The organism is Chryseobacterium cupriresistens (genome assembly GCF_046614675.1).
In the GTDB taxonomy this organism is placed as follows: domain Bacteria; phylum Bacteroidota; class Bacteroidia; order Flavobacteriales; family Weeksellaceae; genus Chryseobacterium; species Chryseobacterium cupriresistens.
In genome coordinates this window covers 775,509-791,972 of record NZ_JBKKJT010000002.1, presented here as the reverse complement: position 1 = coordinate 791,972, position 16,464 = coordinate 775,509, and the positions used below count along the sequence as shown (strand labels likewise).

Genomic DNA, 16,464 nt, shown 5'->3' with positions numbered 1-16,464 from the left:
AATAGATATAAAACAATATTTTGAATATGGATTTTACCGGAATTATTCAAAAAAACACAAAAAACAATTTATCAGGACAAAAATTATTTCAAATCTTACTGTTTATTTTCTGCTTCCTTATTACCAAAGGACAGTCCGGCCCCGACTTCAATATGCTAGCAGATAAAGCATTTCTGAAATTGTATCAGAATCCCGACGAATGCATCAGTTATACCCAGGGAATTCTTGTGAGTGATCAAAACGCGGAACACAAAATTGTACTTCAAAATATTATTTCACAAGCTTTTGCCCTGAAGGGAGACTATGTACAGTCTGTCAATATTTTTGCTCAAAAAGAAGATATTGATCAGAAAAATAACCTTTCATATTTTATGCAGGTCTTCAGTGGTTATAATCTTGCTGATCAGTATCAGAATCTGGGTTTATACAATCAGTCAAAGACAATTATTACCAATCTTTTATCCGATCAGAAACTTCCTAAAAGTAATGATCGTTCCTTAAGAATCACCACTGCAAAATTGTATCAGCTTCAGGCATTAAACTCAGGAATCAACAGAAACTATCCTGAAGCCTTACAAAATCTTGATAAAAGCAACCAATACCTTGGGAATCATAATGAAGAGAACAGAATTTTAAAAATAGAAAACAGAATTTTTCGCTCTTCTTATCTGCTGAAGCAGAATAAATCAATAGAATATAAAATACTTATAGAAAATGTGATTGCTGATCTTGAATCTCAGAAAAACCAGCCGTTTCTTTTAGGTTTGGCTTATGAGAATCTGTCCCAATACTATTTTCTGAAGCAGGATTATGCAACCTCTATTCAAAAATTGGAGGCAGGTCTTCGATTGATCGAGAATCTTCCGTTTAATAATTTAAAAATTAAAATTTACGAATCACTGTCCCGTAATTATTACGCGGTACATAATGATGCAAAATATCATCAGTACAATAAACTTTACACTGATTTAAAAACAAAAACAGATTCCGGTTCAAAAGAAGGGATACGATATCTGGTGAAGCTTGTGGAAACCAATCAGAATAAAAACATTGAATTTCAGAGGTATATTCTTTTAAGATCTTCCTCGGTTTTAATCTTCATTTTATCTTTGATAATCCTGGGCTTGCTTGCCTATTTTTTAGTCATTAGAGGTAAAAATAAAGATTTAAAAAAACAGTTTGATTTCTTTGAAAAGCAGACCAGCCAAAAGACTCAGCCGGCTATTTCAAACAAAACAAATACAATAAAAGATAACGGGACGCCAAAAATATCGAAGGAAAAAGAAGATGAAATTCTCCAAAAGCTGGAAGAATTTGAAAAATCCGACCGGTTTCTAAATAAAAACATGTCTCTGTCGCTGCTTTCTTCTCAAATGGAAATCAATACAAAGTACCTTTCCGAAATTATTAACAGTAAGGAAAAAAACTTCAATGGATACATTAATAAACTTAGAATCAATCATATTGTACAGCTATTAAGAACTGATTCTACTTTTCTTAATTATAAAGTGAGCTATCTTGCAGAATATTCCGGGTTTTCTTCACACAGTGCTTTTACAACTGTTTTCAAATCTGTTACCGGCATGTCTCCCAACACCTATATTCAGGAAATCAGTAAAACAAAAGTCTTATGAAATCAATTTTAAAAATAGTACTGCTGCTGGCTGTTTTTTGTCATTGTGTGAAAGGCCAAAAGACACCCGATAGTATCTTAATAAAAAAAGCAAAACTTGAAATTTATGACAACCCCGATAACACCATCAAAATCGGGGAACAATTATTAAAAAAATCTCATGATATAAAAACCTCCATTGATCTCTATATGCTGCTTTCAACAGCCAATATTGCTAAAAGAAATTTTGAGGAATCTTTACAATATATTTTAAAAGCAAAAGAACTTCTACAAAAAACCAATGACCCCAGAAGCCAAGCCGGGGTTCTCATTTCAGTCGCTATCCAGTATCAGCAAATGGAACTTTTTAACAAATGTCTTGAAACACTGAATGAGGCTGAACAGTATATTGCAAAAATTCCTGAAAAAAATCCTGAAAAATATAGTGAGACTGCAGCAAGCTATGCGATAAGAGGAATGGTTTACAAAAGCCAGTCTAATTCAGAAATTGCTTTGGAAAAGTTCCTGATTTCCATACAGAATTATGAAAAGGTTCCTGTAAAGAAAACCACTTACTCCAATATGAGTGTGGTATACTACAATATTGGATACTGTTATCTGAACCTTAATGAGATTGACAAAGCACAAGAGTCATTTTTACAGTCTGTCAGCTATGCCCGGAAGAATTATGGTAAAAGTCTGGAAGCATTTGCTTTGAAAGGAATTGCTGAAATACACAAACAAAAGCATGAAAATCAAGCCGCAATAGATCTCTTACTAAAAGCCGGGGAACTTTGTAAAAATACCGGAGATATCATCCTGAATGAAGGGCTTTACAAGGAATTGGCAGAAAATTATCTTGCTTTAGGACAACAGGATCTTTATCAGCAGTATAATAAAAAATACCTGGAAATGCGATTTCAAAGAAAGCAGAATGAACTGAAGTCTATTAATCAGGTGATCGATAATCATAACAGGGAAACCGTTTTAAAAAGTGAGAAACTAAAATCTGATGATCGTTATATTAAAATAGGTTCTGTTTTCCTGGGAGGTATTCTTATAATTCTACTGTTATATCTTATTATAAAAATCAGAAAGCAAAATAAGAAGTTTCATCATGAGATACAGCAAATGATACGAACATCATAAGCTGTAAAAAACAAAAAACATTCCCGGTTGGGAATGTTTTTTTATAATTTTCAATTTACTTACCAATAACCTCGGTAATTGGGTTTCCTACATTTCCACTCGGGAATTGAATTTTCAATAAAGAAGATACCGTAGGTGCAATATCCGTCATGTGATATTCTTTATTGCTTTCTCCCTGCTTCACTCCCCAACCCATAAAGATCAATGGAATATGAGAATCGTAAGAATTCCATACGCTGTGCGTAGTTCCTGTTTTAGAATATGGCGGAAGCATAGAATCGTGAGAAATTAACTGGATATCTCCGCTTCTCTGTCTGTTGATCCCGTTAATAATTCTTTGTTTGATTGGCTCCGGAATGCTTGACTCCTGAACTTTGTCTACAGAAACAGCATATAAAACAGTAGGATCTTTCTCAATTTCTTTTACAGCGAAATTTCTAACATCATCCAATTCAAGCTTGTTGTCTGCCAATACTTTTCTGTCGAAATAAACCTGATAGTTATCAATGGCGTTGACCAGTTTATCGGTTCCGAATTTTTCTTTCAGTTTCTGGTTCAGATTCTTTTCCGCATCTTCTCCAAAGAAACCTGTAGGGATTTTATGTTCTTTAAGGAATCCTACAGAGTGTGCTCCACCGTGGTCAGCAGAAAGGAAAACCGTGTACTCGCCTTTTCCTACTTTTGAATCAAGATACTTGAAAAACTCAGCTAAATCCTGATCTAATCTGATATATACATCTTCTACTTCAATAGAATTCGGCCCGAATTTATGTCCTGCATAATCCGTAGATGCCAGATTAATCGCTAAGAAGTCTGTAATATTATCTCCACCCAGCTTTTCACCTTCTACAGAAGCTTCTGCCAGTTTTAAAGTCAATGTATTTCCAAAAGGTGTATAACGGATATTGTCTTTTTTAGTCTGGTAATCTTTTGCTAAATTACTGTAAGGGAAAGTAGGTGTTTTTGCACTTCCCAACAAGCCTTCCCAAGGTGAATTGTCTGGTGCGCTTTCTGTATATTCATTGATTGGAAGTAATGTATTCCAGCCATTGGCTACTAATTTCTCAGGAAGATTCTGAGAGTTGAATGATTTTACCCACTGTGGAAGATCATTCATATACCATGTACTGGTAATGAAATTTCCTGTGCTGTCATCAAACCAGAAAGCTCCGTTTGGAGTATGGCCTGCAGGAAGAATGGAAGCACGGTCTTTCAAAGAGACACCGACTACTTTTCCCTGGAAATTTGTTGCCAGTCTCAATTCGTCAGTTACTGTGGTAGACCAAAGGTTTTTCGGAGAATGGCTTCCTGTTTTTGTATTGGTAGTACCTACCGGCTGAACGTTCTCATCTGCGGTACAGTAAACTCCTTTACCTGTTTCCTTATCTGTCCAGTCATTTCCGGCAATACCGTGAATAGCAGGTACAGATCCCGTATAGATACACGTGTGCCCCAGAGCCGTAATGGTGGGAACATAAGGAATATGTACATTATTTAAAGAATATCCTGTATTTAAAAGCCTTTTGAAGCCGTCATTCCCGTATTTACCATAAAAACGGTACAAATAGTCCCAACGCATCTGGTCTACTACCAGACCAACGACTAATTTGGGTCTTTCCAGTTGGGTATTTCTGTTCTTCTGTGCATTGATTGTAACTACGGAGAATAAAGTAGCTGCCGCAATTGAAATGTTCCTAAGCATCCAAGTAAAATTTTTATTGATGACAAATTTAAGGGTTTTGAAAGTTTTGGAGTGTGAAATTTTATTTAATTTTGATTATTGTACAATTATCAACCAATCTTCTATGATTTTAGGCGTATACTGGTATTTCAAATTTCCGGAACAATTATATGACTTTCAATTTTTCAAATTTTCTCCTGGACTTGGAGGACATGCCGATACTCCTGCTGAACTGACAACCAGAGTACAAGTGGAAAATACAGATGATTTTATTCCTAAACTGGAAGCACTAAAATCAGATTTCAAGAAAACATATTTACACCTGAATATCGATGGAAATCAAATCATCATCAATATTGGAGACCATATGCTTTTTGATTTTCATTTTCAGTTTGCTAAATTGGTTGAAGAGCTATTGATCCGTGAAAATGCAGTATTATTGGATGCAAGTCTTCCTTTTGCCATTCAATCCAGCAAAAACTATCCTCCGGAAAAGGAGGAATTCAAAAATATACAGCACCGTTTCATTCAGATGGTGGGTTCTGACTTCAAAAAAAGTAATGCAGAAAATTATGCAGCCAGAATAGATTGTAATCTGCCTTTACAGCATAAAAAAGAATTGATTGATGACCTGACCCGGATTTCCAGAGAAGAAAACCTCCATGTATTTTATTATAATGATTTTGATTTTAAAGATCATTGTAATCTGATGCTCTTTTTCACCAATGGCAGGCAGAAAAAAGATTCCTTGCAAAAGGTTGACATCAATTCATTTGGACGTAAAGTGCGGCAGCTTAGCCAGAAATATCCTCTTCATTTCGGTCATTTCGGAAGCTTTAAGGAATATCCTTTACACGGACCCCATTCAGTGTTGATAGTAGATGAAGAATATATTGTAAACAAGAAATAAACCTTTCAGATTCAATCTTATGATCAAATTCAAATATGTTATTCTGTACGTGGAAGATGTAGAACTGTCCATGAATTTTTATAAAAACACCTTTGGTTCGGAAATAAAATTCATCACTCCTGAAAAAGATTATGGCGAACTGCTGACCGGGGAAACAAGTCTTTCATTTGCTTCTGTGAGCCTGGCCAATTCCAATATTAAAAAAGGATTTTTAACCGCAAAAACAGAAGACAAACCTTTTGGAATGGAACTGGGATTTACAACGGATGATGTGGAAGCCTTGGTAGAAAAGGCACTAAAAAACGGGGCTGTTCTTTACGAAGATATCGCGGTAAAACCATGGGGACAAAAAACAGCTTATATCAAAGATCCCAGCAATTATCTGGTAGAAATCTGTACTGAAATGCAATAAAATATAAAGGTGGAAATAAAAAAATTACAGCAGCTGTCCTTCAATCCCTGCTCAGGATGGGGACATAACGGATATACAACAGACATACGATATGTAGTTTCATCTATTGAATTCGGAGGTTCTTTTGAGTTTATTATAAAGGAAAAGTCTTTGCCTTACCACAAAATATGGGAAACGACTTCTGAAGATCTTGAAGAATTGAATACCATCATTGAACAGGGAAATTCTTTCGGTGCTTTTGTTAATGAAGAATTGGCAGGCTGGATTATCTGTGAACAAAGAACATGGAACAATAGTTTTTATATTGAAAATATCCTGGTCAACGAAAAATACAGACGACAGGGAATCGGAATTAAATTGATTAAAAGCGCCATTAAAGAAGCCAGAAAATTGAATTCCAGAGTGATTGAACTGGAAACACAGAATACCAATTATCCTGCAATACAATTTTATAGAAGAATGGGATTCAATATTACCGGACTGAATACAAGATTCTATGAAAATCCAGAGGAAATTGCGCTTTTCATGACTTTAGATATAGAGTAATTTTACCACATTCATTAAAACACTTGCTGGTGTGTTAATTTTTTTTTACATTAGTAATCAACAAATTAAAAATGATTACTATGAAAAATTTAAAAAAATTAAAGAGAAATCAGCTTGTGTTGATCAGTGGTGGAGACACTCCTTATGCATTGTGTGATATGGATGGCAATTGTCCGCCAACTATAGGTTCATACTATTGCAGTGGTGGTACATGCTACAGAGTTTCTGAGGGCGGCGGCGGTGACCCTGGCTGTACTGAACCTATGCGCCTGTGCCAGGAATGGGAAACAGGATGCGGATGTGTTTATATGTAAAAAATATTTGTTAGATAAAATTTTGTTGAGGGCGGTTTTTTCCGCTCTTTTTTGTAATCAACCCTGACATTCGTTAATTTGCATCTTGTAATATTACATCAAAGAATATCATTATGAAAACATTGATCTGGAAAGGAATATTTTATCAATCTCTTGAATATTTTAATTTACAATCTGATGATAAAATCTATACTGTAGAATCAAAGATCATCGGCTGTCTTGAAGATAAAATATATAGTATAGAGTATAAAATTCACATTGATAAAGCCTGGATCGTTCAGGACTTCCTGATCGAATCGGAGATCAATAAGGTAAAAAGGACACTTGTCGGAAAAAGAATTCAGGACCAATGGGAAATTAACAATGTTATAAATCCGGAATTCAATAATTTTAAATTCATAGATATTTCTCTGACCCCCTTTACCAACACTTTACCCGTCAACAATTTAAAGCTTTCAGAAAACAGTTCTCAGAAAATTGATATCATCTATATTGATGTATTAAACCATCATATCAGACCTGTACAGCAGCAATATACCCGGACATCTGTTAATAAATACCTATATGAAAATATCGAAACCGATTTTAAAGCTGAAATTTCGGTGGATGAAGGTGGATTAGTCACCAGCTACCCTGAATTGTTTGAAAAGATTGCAGAACTTTAATACCATAAGAATTAAGAGGTGATAAAGCAAAGGAAGATAGTTTGGTATTTTAGTAATAAACAACCCCTTACAATTGTTATAATGGTATGAAAACAATTGCTATCCTACTCTTTTTTCTCACTTTCCTGACTGTCGTTTCCGCTCAGAATAAATCATCAGAAGGGTTCGTTGAAACCTCAGATCACGTAAAGATCAAATATAAAGTCTCCGGAAAAGGAGAAGCTTGTATTTATATTCCAGGTGGCCCCGGACAGGGATATCCATCTTTTGAGCTGATGGGTGGAAATAATCTGGAAAAAAACTTACAGATGATCTATATGGACCAGCGGGGTTCCGGTGAATCCGGTACATCGGAAAATTATCATCTCGATACAATGATTCAGGATATAGAAGAACTGAGACAGCATCTGAAATTGAAAAAAGTATTTTTACTGGCTCATTCTTTTGGTGGAATCATTGCTGTCGGTTATGCAAAAAAATATCCAGAGTATACCAAAGGCCTCATTCTTGCGAACGTTACCCTTCATTTTCTGAATGATGAATCTGTCAAAGAACAGATTGAATATGGAAACAGCCTTTTACAGATAAAAAACAGAGTGATTCCTAAAGACAGTCTTTCTTCAGAGCTTTCAAAAGTCAGCAGCGCTTTAAGAAAGAAAAGAATCGGATATAAATTCCTGACCGAAGATATTGAAACCATAAAAGAGTCTGATAAAATAGATTCTCTTCATCCCCGCATCATCGACTTTGGAATGGCAGTGATCTCAAAACCCAAAGAATTTCCTGAATATTATGCCGATTATGCACCCATCACCAGGGACATTCGTGTTCCGGTACTTATCATTACCGGAAAAAATGATAAAGCAGTCGGAACTCAGCATTATAAAACTTTCCAGTTTCCCAATCAGAAAGTAGTTTCTATTGATGGCGGACATCTTTTGTACTACGAGAAAAATAAAGAATTTGTGAAGGCTGTTACTCATTTTGTAAAAACAACGAAGTAATAGCAGCTGTTTATTTTTATAATCAGTTTTGGCGCGGCCTCCGGCCGCGCCAAAAACTTCCTCCATTCAAATATTTAAGCAAAACCCGGCTGTTTCAAATTTGAAACAGCCGGGTTTTATCTATTTTAATTCCTGCTTAAAAGCGGGTAAATCATTAAAATTTCAAATCTCCATTCACTTCTCTTACCGCGTTGGCAGCTTCAGCGAATTTCAATTGCTCTTCAGCAGTCAATGTTACGTTTACGATTGATTCTACTCCGTTAGCTCCGATAATCGCAGGAACACCTAAGCAGATATCATTTTGTCCGTATTCTCCTTCAAGCATTAAAGAACAAGGGATCATTTTCTTCTGGTCACATGCAATGGCCTGAACCATTACAGAAACAGCAGCACCTGGAGCATACCAAGCTGAAGTTCCTAATAATTTGGTAAGCGTAGCACCTCCTACTTTAGTTTCTTCGATGACATATTTTTGTTGTTCATCACTTAAGAACTCAGTTACAGGAACCCCGTTTCTTGTTGCTTTGCTCAATAATGGAAGCATACCTGTATCACTGTGAGCAGCGATTACCATTCCGTCAACATCAGAAATCGGAGCTTCTAAAGCTTCAGCCAATCTGTATTTGAATCTTGCAGAGTCTAATGCACCACCCATTCCGATGATTTTGTGCTTAGGAAGACCTGAAGTTTTGTGAACAAGGTAAGCCATAGTATCCATTGGGTTGGAAACCACGATGATGATTACTTCCGGAGAGTGTTTTACTAAGTTTTCAGTAACTTCCTTCACGATACCAGCATTGATACCGATCAATTCTTCTCTTGTCATTCCAGGCTTTCTAGGAATTCCTGAAGTGATTACTGCTACATGAGAACCTGCAGTTTTGCTGTAATCTCCTGTTGTACCCGTAATTTTTGTATCAAATCCGTTAAGAGATGCTGTCTGCATCAAATCCATTGCTTTCCCTTCAGCAAACCCCTCTTTAATGTCTACCAAAACTACTTCTGAACAGAAGTTCTTCATTGCGATGTATTCTGCACAGCTTGCTCCTACAGCGCCTGCACCTACTACAGTTACTTTCATATTGTTACTTTTTTAAATTATTTTTTTGTTAGTTAAATTTTAATTTGAAACTCCCCAAATTTAACAATTCCTGAAAAATTGCGCAATTTTTCAGGAATTTAATTAGAATTAAAATAATTAGTTGACATTCAGTAAAAACGAATACAGTTTTTTTGCACCGGAAAGCACTTCATTGTAGCTTTCTTCTGCCACCTCAGTATCCAGAACTTCTTTAAAATTTTTCCACATCGGGCCTGTATTTTCCTGATAACATCCGAAAAAATTGAAAGTAACGTCGTCAAAACCTTCCGTTTTAGAAAGCTGTTTAGCAATAACATTTCCTCCCAACGTAGACCCTTCAATCACATACATCGCTCCAAGCGCTTCATGTTCATTAATGAATTCAAGGTCGTGGGACGCTTCCTGATTTTTCAGGGAAAGGCTTTTCAGGTCTTTTTCAATAAGGCAAAGCTTTTTTCTTTCCTCAAGCTGAAGTTTTTCTGCATACTTGTCTGAAAGACTGCTGAATATTTTATCTTCGCTGTGAAGAAGCATCAGGTAATTGGTATGGATGATTTTTTTATAATCCTCTAAAGTGAAGGTTTTGTTGAAAATCTTCTCAGAATTAAAAAGTTTTTCTGCTGCATCGTGATACTCTGCTGTATTCTGTTTAAGATATTCTGATACCATAAATAGCGTTTTAAAAGTTTCTCAAATGTAAGGCTTTTTGAACGTTAAAATAAATGAAGTCCCCTCATTATTACTCTCAAAATCAACATTTCCTCCAAGTCTTTGCATAATGCGGTGCACAATAGATAGTCCCACTCCGTTTCCTTTGAATTTTTTGGCATTATCCATCCTGTTAAAGATTTTAAACATTTTATGTTTTTCCTCCACAGGAATACCAATACCGTTGTCTGAGATCCTGTAAATAATGGTTTGCCCGTCTTCTGTCCCTTCAATTTCTACTTTTGGAAGATCTTTATGGGAAGAATATTTCACAGCATTGTTGATGATGTTCAGAAACACCTGATGAAGCATTGTCTTATCAGCCAGTACATCCGGACACTCTTTGATGATAATCTCACTGTTGGCACTTCCGTAGGTCATCTTGGCATTTTCAGATATCTTCTCAATAGTATACGTTGTTTTCAGACTTTCAAGCTGAATTTCGCTGTGCTTGGCACGGCTCAGCTGCAGGACGTCATGCATCATTTCAGCCATATTATCAATTTCTTCAATAATTGCATTGATCTTGGCTTTACTTTTTTCAGAATTATCAGCAAGATTTCCCAGAAGCATTTGTGCATTCAGTTTCATCACGGTGAGAGGTGTTCCCAGGTCATGAGAAATAGTGTATGAAAAACTGTCAAGTTCCTCATTTACTTTTTTAAGCTCATCATTAAGCCTTTTAATCGCATTGTAATTTTTATGGGAAGTTTCTAAGATCAGATCCCTTACAGCCTGTACTGCACTTACATTTCTGGAATTCCATCTTTTTGAATGCCCTTTGATATTTTCTGTAAAAATGCGGAATGAAGTTCTGGGAGATATCATTTGTCTTTCCTCTCCGTTCTGAGAAAACACACTTACTTTCTTCTCCGGATTTCCTGCCCAGTTGATATGTTCATCAAACTCTTTTCTGAACCAGATCAGCATTTCATTTTTATCCCTTTCAATAAAATAGATGGCAATTCCTGCTGCATTTTCAGTCAGTTCAAGTTCTTTGCCATAATCTTTAAGGAAGTTTCGGCTCACATAAATACGTTCATTGGTATTACTAAGAGCCCATGCTGCAACTCGTCCAATATTTTCATGATCAGGAGTACTTCCGTCTGTTATTATATTTTCATCAGAAACAATGGCAAGACCATCAGCTTCCGGTAAGTTTCTGATTTCTTTTTTACATTCAATAAGAGAATTAAAGAGATTGTTATGCTTTAAAAATTCCGTTTTCAGCTGAGACATTCTCTCATTGAGTTCCAACCGGTAATTCAGTTCGTTTTTTGATTTAAAAGAAGAATAGGCATTCGCTGCCAGAGCCGTAAAAATTCCGGCCTGTACTCTATCTTCAAGATCAATATGTTTAGCTTCAACATTCTGGCAGGTTACCAGGCCCCAGAGATGATCATCAATAATAATGGAAACACTGAAGCTGGACGCCACTCCCGAATTTTTCAGATACTGTGCATGAATCGGTGACATTCCCCTGGATGCGGAGTAAGTAAGATCAATATTTTCAGGGCTTCTGCTTAAAATAGGAACCGTATCCGCATATACATTGCTGAAGATTCTTTTTCTTTTTTTCAGATAAAGATCGCGGGCCTGTTTCGGAATATCAGACTCCGGGTAATGAAGCCCCAGAAAGCTTTCCATATTTTCGTTTTTCTTTTCTGCGATTACTTTTCCGGAACCGTCCATCATGAATTTATAGACCATCATACGATCATAATTCACCACCTTTGAAAGAGTTTCCAGAAGATGGTTCCAGAGTTCCTTTTCATTATCGATGATGTAAAAGTTATCATATTTATTGGAAATTCGTTTATTGGGATTAATGATAACCTCTTCGAACTCCAGAAAAATATAAAGTTCACTTCTGAAAACAGAGAAATGATATTCTGTACCATTAATAAAAATCTTATCGAAATAAGTTTCATTCTTACGTCTGATAAACTTATCCAGTGAAGTATAGATTTCTGAATCAATAATGCCCTGAAAACTTTCCGGAAAGTCAGTAATCTTTCTTCCGAACAGCTCCTCTGAGCGCTCAATTTTAAATAGATCCGAAATATTCCTGCTAAAAAAAGTAATGGTACGGAACTCTGCGTCAATGCCAATCAAATAGCCAAAACTTTGTATAGAACCCGGAATATGGATAGGCTCTTCATGGCATTCTATAAAACTCATATATCTTTTCAGTCTGTTAATCAAATATAACGATTTTTCTGAACAGCTTTCTATTTTGTGGTATCTAATTTTAAAACACACAATACCAACACTTTACAACACAAAACAGTGAAAATACAGAAGAAAAAAAACATTAAAACATTCTTTATTTTTTCATCCCTTTTATATCATATCATTAAAATATACAAAAAAAAATTAAACTATCCAATTATCATTCTTTAACCATGATTCATAACATAAATTACATATTATTAATCCAAATGATTACTTTATTTAAACAAATTTTGCTAAATTTATATCACTAAATAATGAATATGATTAAAATACATTGAATTATTCACAACAAATTCAATATAAAATTTAAATTCAAATAATACTATTATGAAAAAGTTCCCATTAATTTTATTTTCTCTGATCCTTTCTATAGGATTATGGAATCCTTCTGAAGCATGTACAAGAGTAGTGTACAAAGGTCCCCAGAATACCGTTATTACAGCCCGTTCCATGGACTGGCGTGACGAAATCCCTGTCAATCTCTGGGTTCTCCCAAAAGGGATAGAACGAAATGGACTGGTAGGCTCTAAATCTGTGAAATGGACCGCCAAATATGGAAGCCTTGTAAGCTCTTCATGGGATATTGCTTCAGCTGACGGCATGAACGAAAAAGGGCTGGTTGCCAACCTGCTTTGGCTGGGAGAATCTCAATATCCTAAATTTGATGGAAAAGGTAGTAAAAAAGGTATTGCCATTTCATTATGGGCCCAATATTATCTTGATAACTTTGCCACAGTAAAAGAAGCCGTAGAATTTTCACGCAAAGAGCCTTTCGTAATTGTTAGTGATTATATTCCGGGAACTGAAAGATTTACAACCGTCCATCTTTCCATTTCGGATGCTTCAGGAGACAATGCAGTATTTGAATATATTGACGGAAAGCTTGTCATTCATCATGACCCGTCTTACACGGTAATGACCAATTCTCCTATTTTTGAGGAGCAGCTTGCCCTTAACAATTACTGGAAAGGTATTCCGGGGACCGTTATGCTTCCGGGAACCAACCGGGCAGCAGACCGCTTCGTAAGAGCTTCTTACTATATCAACGCGATTCCTCAGACTGCAGATACCCGCACAGCTGTAGCCAGTGTTTTCAGCGTAATCAGAAACTGTTCCGTTCCTTACGGGATCACTTCTGCCACAGAGCCTAATATTTCTTCTACAAGATGGCGTTCGGTTTCAGATCAGAAAAACCTTGTGTATTATTTTGAAACAGTCTTTACTCCAAACACTTTTTGGGTAGATCTTAAAGAATTTGATTTAAGTCCAAAAGGTAAAGTAATGAAACTGGATCTTAGTAATTACCGCACCTACAACGGAAAATCCAATGCAGAATTTAAAGAATCTGCTCCGTTCACATTCTTAGGATTAAAATAGATATTTCACCACAAACTACTTATGCTTAAGTAAATCTGGTCCCTGCAGATGAAGACCTAAGTATTCCGCACTATGAGTGAATGTATGATCATTCAAAATGCATCAGATACATGTGGTAAAATAAAATTCACAATTAAAAAAACAAAATAGATATGGCCTTTTTTTCGATTAAAAAGAAAAGCCTGATTCTGTGTATGCTGGCCTGTGGGTTATCTGCTTATGCACAAAATCAGGATTCTCTTAAGACCACCTCTGCTCTACAGGAAAAAAATGATGTTAAATATCCGCAGTTGCAGATCAAAGGTCTTTTTCAGGCACGTTACCTTGTTGGGATGAGTAAAGATGTAGACGTAAACGGACTTCATCACACCGATGGTTCCGGAACTGACAATAATTTCATGCTCAAATACATGAGGGTTCAGGTTCGCGCGCAGATCAGTAAACGTACTGAAGTTGTAGTTTTGGCCAACCTTGCCGATTTTAAAAATGATCCCAAAAGCAGAGTTCTTGAAAATGCTTACCTGAAGTATACTTTCAATCCCAAATTAGCGATTACTGTAGGACAGTTCAGACCCTGGTTCGGTATTGAAGAGACTTACCCTATTGATATTATTAAATCTTTAGACTGGTCTAACCAGTATACGGAATTCGGAAAGCTGGGCTGGACAAGTTTCCAGATCGGAATGTCTGCTACAGGACAGCTTCAGCTGGGAGAAATTCCTTTCCAATATGCGGTTTCAGTGGTGAACGGAAACGGAAAAAACCAGGTTAATGATAATGACAACGGAAAACAGTATTCTACCCGCCTTGTTTTCGGATTATCAAAAAAATACAATTTCAATGTAGGTCTGAATGGCGGTATCGGGGAAGTTTTCAGCAAAAAAGTATATGCGCTGGGCGTAGATCTGAGCTCACTGATTCAGTTTGATCCAAAATGGAGCCTTGATATGCAGCTGGAAGCTAAGCAGGCTACCAACCATGTTCTGTACAATTCTATTGCTCCTGAAATTCGTCCTGAAAACCCAGATCAATATCTGATCCGTGGTGCCTATTTTCTTCCGAATCTAAGATATGAGATCAATCACAAAAATCTCAGCGCCTTCGAACTATCCTGCCGTTACGAATATCTTGATACCAACTTCAGAATGGCTTCCAACCCAAGACAAACGATTACCCCGATGTTCGGATTGGAATTCCTGAAAAATTATGGGGCAAGAATTCAGCTGGGAGTTCAGTTTGACCGCTATAAACATCAGATAGAAAATACATCACAATACAACAATAATCTATTCATTGTACAGGTACAAAGTAGATTTTAACGATTAAATAGTAGTATCATGAAAGAAATTAATATTAAAAACGTAGCGATCACATTTGTTGTTGCGTTGATCATATGGTTCATTCCTGCTCCGGAAGGTGTTGCAGAGAATGCCTGGCATCTGTTTGCCATCTTTGCGGCAACCATTTTAGGAATCATTCTTAAGGCAGCACCAATGGGAACAATGTGTATGATGGCCATTGGTTTTACAGCCCTTACGCAAGTGGTAGCTCCGGGAGACGCGGGAAAATCCATTACCAAAGCGCTTTCCGGTTTTGGAGACAAAGTAATCTGGCTGATTGGGATTTCATTCTTTATTGCCAGAGGATTTATCAAAACCGGATTGGGAAACCGTATTGCCTTTTTATTCATCAGAGTTTTTGGAAAAAGCTCACTGGGACTGGCTTATGGGTTAGGACTTGCCGACGTTTGTCTTGCTCCTGCTATTCCGAGTAATACTGCAAGAGGTGGTGGGATTATTTATCCTATCATGAAATCTATGGCGATAAGTTTTGATTCCGTTCCTGAAAAACCGGAAACTCATAGAAAATTAGGTTCATTTTTAACGTTGAACAGCTACTACATGAACCTCATCGCCTCTTCCATGTTCCTTACCGGGACAGCCAGTAACCCGATGTGTCAGAAGTTTGCAGCCAACCTTGGTATTGATATTACATGGATGTCATGGGCTGCTGCAGGGTTCATTCCTGGTGCAGTAGCGTTCTTTGTCGTTCCCTTGGTATTGTACAAATTATATCCGCCAGAATTGAAAAAAACAGGTGATGCTCCGAAAATGGCAGCTGAGAAATTAAAAGAAATGGGACCTATTTCCAGAAACGAATGGCTGATGCTGCTGGCATTCTTCATTCTGCTGGCCCTTTGGATATTCGGTGGAGCGCTTTCTATTGATGCTACTACTACAGCCTTTATCGGATTAACATTATTACTACTAACCTCAGTACTAACCTGGGAAGACGTAAAAGGTGAAAAAGGAGCATGGGATACTATCGTTTGGTTCGCCGTACTGGTGATGATGGCAAGTTCTTTAAATGAATTAGGTTTCATTGGATGGTTCAGTAATCTTATCAAAGTACAGATTGGAGGTTTGAGCTGGCAGGTAGCTTTCCCGGTTATTATTGTAGTATATTTCTTCAGTCACTATATTTTTGCCAGTGCTACTGCTCACGTAGCGGCCATGTATGCTGCCTTGCTGGGTGTCGGTGTTTCTTTAGGAATCCCACCAATGCTGCTGGCAATGATGCTTGGTTTCATGGGTTCAATTTACGGGGTACTTACTCATTACGGCCACGGTCCTGCACCGGTATTCTTCGGAAGCGGATATGTTGACCTGAAAGTCTGGTGGCTCAGAGGTCTTGAAATTGGAATCGTTCTATTGATCATTTATATGGTTGTAGGAGGATTGTGGATGAAAGTCTTAGGATATTATTAACC

Annotated in this window: 15 protein-coding genes; 11 read left to right on the top strand and 4 right to left on the bottom strand. The window is 36.7% G+C overall.

Annotation, left to right across the window (positions count from 1 at the left end; genetic code table 11):
• Nucleotides 1–26 precede the first annotated feature (26 nt).
• Together ACLI50_RS08800 and ACLI50_RS08795 are read left to right on the top strand one after the other, a co-directional pair.
• Nucleotides 27–1,634 carry a helix-turn-helix domain-containing protein gene (locus ACLI50_RS08800; RefSeq protein ID WP_411413586.1) on the top strand — a complete coding sequence of 536 codons (1,608 nt, stop codon included), beginning with the start codon at nucleotides 27–29 and terminating at the stop codon, nucleotides 1,632–1,634.
• Entirely contained in the window at nucleotides 1,631–2,761 is a 1,131-nt protein-coding gene (locus tag ACLI50_RS08795; protein WP_411413585.1) for a tetratricopeptide repeat protein, read from the top strand. The genes ACLI50_RS08800 and ACLI50_RS08795 overlap by 4 nt, the downstream gene beginning before the upstream one ends.
• 55 nt (nucleotides 2,762–2,816) lie before the next feature.
• Here the strand turns inward: ACLI50_RS08795 and pafA are convergent, their stop codons facing one another.
• Entirely contained in the window at nucleotides 2,817–4,463 is a 1,647-nt protein-coding gene (gene pafA, locus ACLI50_RS08790; RefSeq protein ID WP_343642033.1) for an alkaline phosphatase PafA, read from the bottom strand.
• 19 nt (nucleotides 4,464–4,482) lie between these two features.
• On the opposite strand from pafA, the gene ACLI50_RS08785 reads away from it, so the two are divergent.
• The 6 genes from ACLI50_RS08785 (at nucleotide 4,483) to ACLI50_RS08760 (ending at nucleotide 8,293) form a co-directional block, all read left to right on the top strand.
• Entirely contained in the window at nucleotides 4,483–5,352 is an 870-nt protein-coding gene (locus ACLI50_RS08785) for a hypothetical protein (RefSeq protein ID WP_411413584.1), read from the top strand.
• Between the two features lie 19 nt (nucleotides 5,353–5,371).
• Complete coding sequence (locus ACLI50_RS08780; protein ID WP_202838847.1) at nucleotides 5,372–5,764, top strand: VOC family protein; 393 nt, start codon at nucleotides 5,372–5,374, stop codon at nucleotides 5,762–5,764.
• A 9-nt stretch (nucleotides 5,765–5,773) separates the two neighbouring features.
• Complete coding sequence (locus ACLI50_RS08775; RefSeq protein ID WP_411413583.1) at nucleotides 5,774–6,310, top strand: GNAT family N-acetyltransferase; 537 nt, start codon at nucleotides 5,774–5,776, stop codon at nucleotides 6,308–6,310.
• Between the two features lie 80 nt (nucleotides 6,311–6,390).
• Nucleotides 6,391–6,624, top strand: coding sequence for a hypothetical protein (locus ACLI50_RS08770; protein WP_062674788.1), 234 nt, complete (start codon nucleotides 6,391–6,393; stop codon nucleotides 6,622–6,624).
• 113 nt (nucleotides 6,625–6,737) lie between these two features.
• A complete protein-coding gene (locus ACLI50_RS08765) occupies nucleotides 6,738–7,289 on the top strand; it encodes a putative glycolipid-binding domain-containing protein (RefSeq protein ID WP_411413582.1) in 552 nt (183 codons plus the stop codon).
• A gap of 86 nt (nucleotides 7,290–7,375) precedes the next feature.
• Entirely contained in the window at nucleotides 7,376–8,293 is a 918-nt protein-coding gene (locus tag ACLI50_RS08760) for an alpha/beta fold hydrolase (RefSeq protein WP_411413581.1), read from the top strand.
• A gap of 154 nt (nucleotides 8,294–8,447) precedes the next feature.
• On the opposite strand, the gene ACLI50_RS08755 is transcribed toward ACLI50_RS08760, so the two are convergent.
• The 3 genes from ACLI50_RS08755 to ACLI50_RS08745 form a co-directional block, all read right to left on the bottom strand.
• Nucleotides 8,448–9,374, bottom strand: a complete 927-nt coding sequence (locus tag ACLI50_RS08755) for a malate dehydrogenase (RefSeq protein WP_034699354.1) — start codon at nucleotides 9,372–9,374, stop codon at nucleotides 8,448–8,450.
• A 117-nt stretch (nucleotides 9,375–9,491) separates the two neighbouring features.
• Nucleotides 9,492–10,043 carry a biliverdin-producing heme oxygenase gene (locus tag ACLI50_RS08750; RefSeq protein WP_202838841.1) on the bottom strand — a complete coding sequence of 184 codons (552 nt, stop codon included), beginning with the start codon at nucleotides 10,041–10,043 and terminating at the stop codon, nucleotides 9,492–9,494.
• A gap of 21 nt (nucleotides 10,044–10,064) precedes the next feature.
• Nucleotides 10,065–12,263, bottom strand: a complete 2,199-nt coding sequence (locus ACLI50_RS08745) for an ATP-binding protein (RefSeq protein ID WP_411413580.1) — start codon at nucleotides 12,261–12,263, stop codon at nucleotides 10,065–10,067.
• Nucleotides 12,264–12,644: 381 nt separating this feature from the next.
• Between ACLI50_RS08745 and ACLI50_RS08740 the strand changes: the two genes are divergently transcribed.
• The 3 genes from ACLI50_RS08740 (at nucleotide 12,645) to ACLI50_RS08730 (ending at nucleotide 16,462) form a co-directional block, all read left to right on the top strand.
• Nucleotides 12,645–13,694, top strand: a complete 1,050-nt coding sequence (locus ACLI50_RS08740) for a linear amide C-N hydrolase (protein ID WP_110011339.1) — start codon at nucleotides 12,645–12,647, stop codon at nucleotides 13,692–13,694.
• Between the two features lie 152 nt (nucleotides 13,695–13,846).
• On the top strand, nucleotides 13,847–15,013 hold the full coding sequence (locus ACLI50_RS08735; RefSeq protein ID WP_110011338.1) for a porin: 1,167 nt from the start codon (nucleotides 13,847–13,849) through the stop codon (nucleotides 15,011–15,013).
• An 18-nt stretch (nucleotides 15,014–15,031) separates the two neighbouring features.
• Nucleotides 15,032–16,462, top strand: a complete 1,431-nt coding sequence (locus tag ACLI50_RS08730; RefSeq protein ID WP_395974675.1) for an anion permease — start codon at nucleotides 15,032–15,034, stop codon at nucleotides 16,460–16,462.
• Nucleotides 16,463–16,464 lie beyond the last annotated feature (2 nt).